The following is a 245-nucleotide window of genomic DNA, read 5'->3' on the forward strand; positions in this document are numbered from 1 at the left end:
CGCTGCTCAACGAGCTATCGGCGCGCATCCCAAGCGTGCGCGAAGTGGTCGCGTCGTTGTCGGGCGGCCAACGCCAGACGGTGGCGATCGCCCGCTCGCTGCTGCTCGAACCCAAGCTCATCCTGCTCGACGAGCCGACGGCGGCGCTCGGCGTGGCGCAGACGGCGGAAGTGCTCAACCTGATCGAGCGCGTGCGCGACCGCGGCCTCGGCGTCGTCATCATCAGCCACAATATGGAAGACGTG

At 68.2% G+C, this 245-nt stretch carries 1 protein-coding gene; it reads left to right on the forward strand.

What is annotated here, in order from left to right; genetic code table 11:
- A partial coding sequence (locus tag EOB49_RS35690) for an ATP-binding cassette domain-containing protein (protein WP_127383581.1) occupies positions 1–245 on the forward strand: 245 nt, incomplete at both ends.

This window comes from Mesorhizobium sp. M7A.F.Ca.MR.148.00.0.0 (genome assembly GCF_003997735.1).
Classification (GTDB): domain Bacteria; phylum Pseudomonadota; class Alphaproteobacteria; order Rhizobiales; family Rhizobiaceae; genus Mesorhizobium.